At 57.6% G+C, this 7128-nt stretch carries 8 protein-coding genes; 3 read left to right on the top strand and 5 right to left on the bottom strand.

The genetic code is table 11. From position 1 onward, the window contains the following. Positions 1-40: 40 nt before the first annotated feature. From BTM36_RS27765 to BTM36_RS10935, 3 genes are read right to left on the bottom strand one after another with little or no spacing between them, the layout of a single operon-like run. On the bottom strand, positions 41-547 hold the full coding sequence (locus BTM36_RS27765; RefSeq protein WP_139347122.1) for a hypothetical protein: 507 nt from the start codon (positions 545-547) through the stop codon (positions 41-43). A 60-nt stretch (positions 548-607) separates the two neighbouring features. Next, on the bottom strand, positions 608-1504 hold the full coding sequence (locus BTM36_RS10940; RefSeq protein WP_077236281.1) for an ImmA/IrrE family metallo-endopeptidase: 897 nt from the start codon (positions 1502-1504) through the stop codon (positions 608-610). Continuing rightward, positions 1497-1835 (bottom strand): helix-turn-helix domain-containing protein, encoded by a 339-nt coding sequence (locus tag BTM36_RS10935; protein ID WP_077236280.1) that lies wholly within the window; start codon positions 1833-1835, stop codon positions 1497-1499. The genes BTM36_RS10940 and BTM36_RS10935 overlap by 8 nt, the downstream gene beginning before the upstream one ends. A gap of 133 nt (positions 1836-1968) precedes the next feature. Here BTM36_RS10935 and BTM36_RS10930 point away from each other — a divergent pair, with 133 nt between their 5' ends. Both BTM36_RS10930 and BTM36_RS10925 read left to right on the top strand, forming a co-directional pair. Further along, positions 1969-2271: a DUF3892 domain-containing protein gene (locus BTM36_RS10930; RefSeq protein ID WP_077236279.1), complete on the top strand. Its 303-nt coding sequence runs from the start codon at positions 1969-1971 to the stop codon at positions 2269-2271. A gap of 31 nt (positions 2272-2302) precedes the next feature. Further along, positions 2303-2509 carry a DUF2188 domain-containing protein gene (locus tag BTM36_RS10925; RefSeq protein ID WP_077236278.1) on the top strand — a complete coding sequence of 69 codons (207 nt, stop codon included), beginning with the start codon at positions 2303-2305 and terminating at the stop codon, positions 2507-2509. Between the two features lie 656 nt (positions 2510-3165). Here BTM36_RS10925 and glmS read toward each other — a convergent pair. Then, the gene (gene glmS, locus BTM36_RS10920; RefSeq protein ID WP_006461280.1) at positions 3166-4983 is read right to left on the bottom strand and encodes a glutamine--fructose-6-phosphate transaminase (isomerizing); all 1818 of its coding nucleotides are present in this window, start codon (positions 4981-4983) and stop codon (positions 3166-3168) included. A gap of 206 nt (positions 4984-5189) precedes the next feature. Here glmS and BTM36_RS10915 point away from each other — a divergent pair, with 206 nt between their 5' ends. Then, positions 5190-5660, top strand: a complete 471-nt coding sequence (locus BTM36_RS10915) for an Lrp/AsnC family transcriptional regulator (protein WP_077236277.1) — start codon at positions 5190-5192, stop codon at positions 5658-5660. Positions 5661-5755: 95 nt separating this feature from the next. On the opposite strand, the gene glmU is transcribed toward BTM36_RS10915, so the two are convergent. Then, positions 5756-7114: a bifunctional UDP-N-acetylglucosamine diphosphorylase/glucosamine-1-phosphate N-acetyltransferase GlmU gene (glmU, locus tag BTM36_RS10910; protein WP_077236276.1), complete on the bottom strand. Its 1359-nt coding sequence runs from the start codon at positions 7112-7114 to the stop codon at positions 5756-5758. Between the last annotated feature and the right edge of the window lie 14 nt (positions 7115-7128).

Genomic DNA, 7128 nt, shown 5'->3' with positions numbered 1-7128 from the left:
GTAAATCGTTTCTTCATGCTGCCTCCGTATGGGGCAGACTCTACATCATTGCCGTACTAATCTCGGGGAGCAGGTCACAATGACTGGCCCGGGTTGCCATTTTTGGGAGCCACTTCTTGCTGTCAACGGCTAAATTGATGTGAGAGTGCTTTTCATTTGGGGTGTTCACGAATCCAAAATGTATGTGAACTTCCCAGTCTGCATGCCAGCGGGCTGTTATCCATCTTTTCCCGCCGATGAAGCATGTATCGGGGAGTGTGAGTGGATGATTTCCCGCCATTAAATTTTGTTCGCGTGCAAAGTCTAGCCATTCTTGACGTGTTTTTTCTTTGGAATTCTCCCCGCTTGCAATTTCCTGTAAATAGGCATGCAGAGCAGTCCGGTTTAATTTGGAATCGGCGTTAGTAGTGATGACAATGAGGAGGTATGGCGCCAGTGGGAGTGTAGGCGTGCCGAGATTTAGTTGAGGTGCTTGAGCAGGTCCAATTCCTAGTGCTGCAGCCAAGGTTTGGCTTGTAGGTCCTTGAGCTCCGAAGTGTGCAGACATTCTATTTTTCTCCCGCTAGTGTCGTGGTCCGGTTCTCAATCCCCCGACTTTTCATTCGCATTACTTGGACCAGTTAAGTCCCTGTGCGCGTTGTGACAGAACTTCGAAAGCATCGACATCCTCTTCTTCTTCGTAGGCGCTACTGGAAGCATAGGGAAACTTGACCAGAAAAATCCTCTGCTCAAATTGGTCTGAAATGACCAATGATTCAATGGCTTCCGCATTCGGATGCCAGATTCCCGGCGCAACTCGGCGTACCTGGCCATGCATTATCTTAGAGTCACGAAGAGCGGTAATTACAGATTCGGGGAGTTCTGTTCCTGGAGCTCGGTAGCATTGCATCCGTCGTGCGGCCTGACTGCAGTAGCTCCAATGAATAAAATCATCTGGGTCAGCAACGATAAGCATCGCTGCTTCCTCGGTAAAGTCCAGCCATTTCAAGACTGTGGCTGTAAGCGAAGTACCATAGCGAACCGCACAATCGCCTAGCAACTCGAAGGTTATTTCTTGGCCACCAATTTGTTCTTCGAAGTCCTTCCTTGGCATCAAGAGGTAGGATGCGAAGACGTTGGCCTGGTTTTCGATACGCTTGGATTCAACGCTTTCGTAATCCATCATCTGCTCTTGGCCACATCTGAAATCGTCCTGAGATGAGCGATGCAACAAATAGTGGCCAAGTTCATGTGCCAAGGTGAAGTTGATTCGTCCGGGGACGGTGATACTACCGTCGTACGTAATACACCAGTCGCCGCGTTTCTTACGACGTATCAACATGCCATCGATACCATTCAGCCCTTCGGGCGCATGGTCAATGATTTCGCCGATTGGCTCTGAAAATTTCTTTGATGTGTAATCAAGCGCCAGTAATTTGACGTCGACGGGAAATCCCATGCCGGCTGCGCGCCACAGCTTGGATAAGTCAATTCCCCATCGTACCGGCGTGCTTGGTTCACTCATCGTCGTCGTCGATTGCCTTTAGGAATTTCTCGAGTTGTGCACGCTTTTTCGCGTCCAGTTGACCGATTCTTCTGAAGAAGACTTCATCAGCTTCGGACTTTGTTACCTCGGTCTTGCTATCGTCTAAAAGAAATTCGAGGGGGACTTCAAATACTTCGGCTATTCGTGCCATCTTATCGGCAGATGGTCGAACAACGGGACGATTCTCAAGCTCCCAAATATAGCTTTTACTAGAGCCGGTCTTTTCGGCCAGTTGGTCCAGCGTCAAATTCAGGCGCTTCCGCTGCGTCCGTATTTTTTCACCTAAAACCGTTACTGCTTTTGTTGCCACTGTGAAACCTCCTATTTATAAAGTTCAGAGTAGACTCATTATTTGTGCTTGACAAGTGGATTCTTTATGTCGATACTTGAAGTGCGTCTACTCCGAACTCGTTGGGGTGGCCTCTTTGTGAAAGGATGTAACGATGGCAGCAACAATTAAGTGTGTAGCTCGTCGTATGGCTGGTGGTAGCGGTCATGAGCACATCTGCCACTTGTGGTGGGAGCAGGTCGATTCGGGGCGGACTTTGCAATCAGGCGACTGCTCGCGCGAGCAGATGGTTGATTTCATCGAGAAGAACGGCAACACATCGGTGTGGTGCCCTGACCGGAATCCGAATGTGCAAGGGGCGTGGGTTCATGCTCGTAACAACGGGCATATTAAGTACGTGCAGACGGTAGCTGATGGCAGGACTACCGACAATCTGCTTTCCTTGCCATTGCGTTGAGAAGCGGAGACTTGTTCTACGGAGGTGAAAAATGACCGATAAGCGTATTTATGTGGAAAGGCGTCCGGAAGGCGACTATGCTGTGCGGCGCCCTAATTCACAGCGCGCGAGCGATGTTTTGCCCACGCAGCGTGAAGCCATTGACCGCGCTAAGCAGTTGAATAATGGTGTTGCACCGCATGTCGAGCGTGTACGCCGTACATCCAATGGAAATCCCGACAAGTGGCGTAAGCCATAATTGTTGGCACCAGGGTCCACCGCAACTTAGCGGTTGTCCATGTCGCGCTCCGACGACCCTGATTGAAACCTAATCCTAGGCCCTGAACACCCCTCGTTCATTACGTCGTAAGCATCAGGGTTAAAGGCATTCCGCTCTTTGATATGGGGCGCAGACACCCACCCAATATCTCCTCGAATTTAGAAGGCGCCTTTTAGGTTGGCGTATTGCGCTTCGCGCTTTGCAGCCGGGGCGCCTGCGGCAGCCCACGGTGCATCGTAGTTCTTTAATTCTCAATGGCGATGCTCAATACTACGGATGGACACTGCGAAGGCGGGTATTCCCGCTCTGCGGCTATCGCTTTGGCTTTGCACAGAAAGTATGGATACGAGGTGGAAGAGCGATGGCTTACTGAGGCAAATCCATCGGTCCTCAGAGTGATGTTGGAGCGTTGAGAAGGGCCATTTCAGACAAAAAGACCCTGCAAATTCAGGAAATTTGCAGGGTCAAATGTCGGGCAAAGTGGCGTAGAAAAATACGGTATCGGACTTAGGTTAGCGAGCCGGTTGCACGGGAGTTTGCGGCAGATATGACCTCGGGTCGCTAACCTAATGCTTTGCACGGCCGCTAACCTAAGAATTTGGGTCTAACAGTTGTAGTCAGAAACCCCATCCCCCTCACTCCACCGTCACCGACTTCGCCAAATTCCGCGGCTTGTCCACATCCGTCCCCCTTGCCAATGCCGTGTGATACGACAGCAACTGCAACGGCACCACATGCAGGATAGGCGAGAGCACGCCGTAATGTTCCGGCATGCGGATCACGTGCACGCCTTCGGCCGAGGTGATGCGTGAGTCGCCGTCGGCGAAGACATATAACTGTCCGCCGCGTGCGCGCACTTCCTGCATGTTGGACTTGAGCTTTTCCACCAGTGCGTCGTTGGGTGCGATCGTCACCACCGGCATCTGGTCGGTGACCAGGGCCAGCGGGCCGTGCTTGAGTTCGCCAGCGGCGTAGGCCTCGGCGTGGATATAGGTGATTTCCTTGAGCTTGAGTGCGCCTTCCAGTGCGATCGGGTAGTGCAGGCCGCGACCCAGGAAGAGGGCGTTTTCGCGTCGCGCGAAGGCCTCGGACCAGGCCACGATGCTGGGCTCCAGTGCCAGCACGCTTTGCAAGGCTGCGGGCAGGTGCCGCATGGCCTTGAGGTGGGCTTCTTCTTCCTCGTCAGTCAGCAGGCCACGGGTCTGCGCCAGTGCCAGGGTGAGCAGGAACAATGCTGCCAGCTGCGTGGTGAAGGCCTTGGTCGAGGCGACGCCCACTTCCACGCCGGCGCGGGTGATGTAGGCCAGTTCGCATTCGCGCACCATGGCGCTGGTGGCCACATTGCAGATGGTCAGGGTATGCGGCATGCCGAGGCTGCGGGCATGCTTCAGTGCGGCCAGGGTGTCGGCGGTCTCGCCGCTTTGCGAGATGGTGACCACCAGCGACTTCGGATTGGGGACGCTGTCGCGGTAGCGGTATTCACTGGCGATTTCCACATTGACGGGGATGCGGGCTATCGATTCCAGCCAGTATTTGGCGGTCAGGCCGGCGTAGTAGCTGGTGCCGCACGCCAGGATCAGGATCGAGTCGACCTCCTTGAAGACTTTGTAGGCCTTGTCGCCGAAGAGCTCCGGCATGATGCGCACCACGCCTTCCAGGGTATCGGCGATGGCACGCGGTTGCTCGAAGATCTCCTTCTGCATGTAGTGCTGGTAAGGACCCAGTTCCACCGCGCTGGTGTAGGCCTGCACCGTGCGTACTTCGCGCTCGGCTGGTCGGCCGTTGCTGTCGACGATCCAGACCTTTTGCAGTTGCAGGTCGACGACGTCGCCTTCTTCCAGGTAGATGATCTGGTCGGTCGTGCCGGCCAGGGCCATGGCGTCGGAGGCGACGAAGTTCTGCCCCTCGCCCACGCCCACGATCAGGGGCGATCCCTGGCGTGCGGCAACCACGCGGTGCGGTTCGTCGGCGCAGAAGACGGCGATGGCATAGGCGCCGGTCAGGCGGTGCACGGCTTGCTGTACGGTGTGGAAGAGGTCGCCGTCGTACATGTGGTCGACCAGGTGGGCGATCACTTCGGTGTCGGTCTGGCTCTCGAAGGTATAGCCGGCTGCCTGCAGTTCGGCACGCAGTTCGTCGTGGTTCTCGATGATGCCGTTGTGGACCAGTGCGATGCGGTCGCGCGAGAAGTGCGGGTGGGCATTGTGCGTGGCAGGGGCGCCGTGGGTGGCCCAGCGCGTGTGGGCGATGCCGGTGAAGCCGGCCAGGCCGGTCTGGGCAATCTGCTGCTGCAGGTCGGCCACGCGCGAGGTGCTGCGCGAACGTTGCAGCTTGCCATCCACATGCAGCGCCACCCCGCAGGAGTCGTAGCCGCGATATTCGAGGCGCTTCAGGCCTTCAAGCAGGATGGGAGTGACGTTTTGTTGCGCTACTGCGCCGACGATGCCGCACATGGAATGCCTCTCAGGAAAAGATGTGCATGCATGGTAGGGCAGGCAATTTGAAATATGATTTCTAAAATTGGTATTAAATGAATTAATATTGCCTGATCGCGGTGTGTAGAAATATTTGGAAAGAAAATGCAATTTAATGAATTTATATTCCAATATGCACTGTTCCAATCTTTTCCGTTCCATGACTGGCCCCTGATTCAACGCTGATGAAACTCGACCTGGACGACCTTGACCGCCGGATTCTGCAGGCTTTGCAGACCGATGCCAGCCAGACCAACCAGGAGCTGGCTGCCCGGGTGCATGCCTCTCCGCCCACCTGTCTGCGGCGGGTCAAGCGGCTGGTCGAGGCCGGGGTGATTGCGCGTCAGGTGGCCTTGCTGGATCCGGTGCGCCTGTCGTCGACGCTGACTGCGGTGGTCGAGATCACGCTTGACCGGCAGGGGGAGGAAGAGCAGCAGGCCTTCGAGGCGCTGGTGGCGACCGAGCCGGCGGTGCAGCAGTGCTATCGCGTCTCGCCGGGGCCGGATTTCGTGCTGGTGGTGCTGGTGCGGGACATGCCGGCCTATCACGCGCTGGCGCATCGCCTGTTCGCTTCGCAGCGTAACGTGCGCAATGTGCGCAGCTATTTCTCCATCCATCGCAGCAAGTTCGAAACGGCAGTGCCCATCGAGACCTGATGCGATGAGAGCGTCGCTGAAAAGCAATCGGCCGGCGCACAATGTGGCCGGCCGATTTTTTTTGCTGTGGATAATTCAGATTCGCGCCCGGGCGCTCACTTCTTTATCTTTACCGGGCGCTGCCATCCCGCCAGCGACAGCTGCTTGGCGCGCGAGAGGGTCAGTTGTCCGGCCGGCGCGTCCTTGGTCAGCGTCGTGCCGGCACCGATGGTGGCACCCTTGCCCACGCGCACCGGTGCGACCAGCTGGCTGTCGCTGCCGATGAAGGCATCATCCTCGATGACGGTGCGGAATTTGTTGGCACCGTCGTAATTGCAGGTGATGACACCGGCGCCGACGTTGACTCCGCTGCCGATGTCGGCGTCACCCACGTAGGCCAGGTGATTGGCCTTGCTGCCGAGGCCGACGATGCTGTTCTTGACCTCGACGAAGTTGCCGATATGTACGTCGGCCGCCAGTTCGGTCCCGGGGCGCAGGCGGGCATAGGGACCGATCTGGGCCTTGGCGCCGACCACCGCGTCTTCGATGTGGGTGAAGGGCTTGATGTTCGCACCGGCAGCGATACGGGCGTTGCGGATGACGCAGTGGGCGCCGATGGTGGCGCCTTCGCCGATGCTGACCTCGCCTTCGAAGACGCAGTTGACGTCGATGCTGACGTCGCGCGCGCAGTTGAGCACGCCGCGTACGTCGATGCGTGCCGGGTCGGCCAATGTCACGCCGGACTCCAGCAGGGCACGGGCGATGCGCAGTTGGTGTACCCGTTCCAGTTCCGCCAGTTGCACCTTGCTGTTGACCCCCAGGGTTTCGGCCACATCGTCGGGCTGGGCCGAGACCACCTCGACGCCATCGGCCACGGCTGCGGCGATCACGTCGGTGAGGTAGTACTCGCCCTGTGCGTTCTTGTTGGACAGCCTGGACAGCCAGTCACGCAGACGCGCGGTGGGCGCGACGATGATGCCGGTATTGACTTCCTTGATGGCCAGTTCGGCCGGGCTGGCATCCTTCTGTTCGACGATGCGGGTGATCTTGCCGCCTTCGCGCACGATGCGCCCGTAACCGGTGGGCTTGTCCAGCTCGACGGTCAGCACCCCCAGCTTGTCCTGGCCGGCGGCTTGCAACAGGCGCTGTAGCGTCGCGGTGCTGGTCAGGGGGACGTCGCCGTACAGCACCAGGGTGGGGGCGTTGTCGTCCAGATGGGGCAAGGCCTGCATGACGGCGTGGCCGGTACCGAGCTGGGGTTCCTGCAGGGCGAACGACAGGCCCTGGTCGGCGAAGGCCTTGGGTACGGCGTCGCCGCCGTGGCCGTAGATGACACACAGTTGTGAGGGGGCCAGCGAGCGGCCGAGGTCGACCACATGGCCCAGCAGGGGTTTGCCGGCCAGGGGATGCAAGACCTTGGGCAGGGCGGATTGCATGCGTTTGCCCATGCCGGCGGCGAGGATGACGATGTTCATTCGATATTCTTGTA

Origin of the sequence: Herbaspirillum sp. VT-16-41, assembly GCF_001994935.1 — a bacterium.
Classification (GTDB): Bacteria; Pseudomonadota; Gammaproteobacteria; order Burkholderiales; family Burkholderiaceae_D; genus Herbaspirillum; species Herbaspirillum frisingense.
The sequence above is the reverse complement of the archived record's forward strand: the minus strand, read 5'-3'. Positions and strand labels throughout refer to the sequence as shown.